1 pseudogene is annotated in these 497 nt (G+C 51.3%); it reads left to right on the top strand.

What is annotated here, in order from left to right:
- Positions 1-497, top strand: a pseudogene (locus tag AAC147_RS10925) (type IV conjugative transfer system coupling protein TraD); the annotation flags it as partial.

Genomic DNA, 497 nt, shown 5'->3' on the forward strand with positions numbered 1-497 from the left:
ATTGTCGCCCGTGCTTTAGTTGCCCTGGGACACCGGCCGGATTACACGCTTATCACACGTTACGTCAATAATATCAGTGAGCTGTATCAGCTCTATGCCACCAAAGTGATGGCAGACAGGCAACCCGCCCTGCTGGAACAAATCAATCAAACCCTCGGTAAGCTGAAAGAAAAAGATATCCCGCGCAATATGCAGGGGCAGCCGGATGCGTTCCGGCTGTGGGCAATGGAAGTCACGTTAAGTTCAGACGCGGGTAAACAACTCTACGACCCAATTCTGGACGGATTACGCTCAGCGGTGCGTTATGACCGCACCTATTTTGATAAAATTGTTGCCTCTCTGCTGCCCCTGCTGGAAAAGCTGACCACCGGAAAAATTTCAGAACTGCTCTCGCCGGATTATCTCAATATGGCGGATCTGCGCCCTATCTTCGACTGGGAACAGGTGATCCGCAAGAACGGCATTGTCTATATCGGCCTGGATGCGTTATCTGACAG

This window comes from Xenorhabdus sp. NBAII XenSa04 (assembly GCF_963866145.1).
GTDB classification, from domain to species: Bacteria; Pseudomonadota; Gammaproteobacteria; order Enterobacterales; family Enterobacteriaceae; genus Xenorhabdus; species Xenorhabdus indica.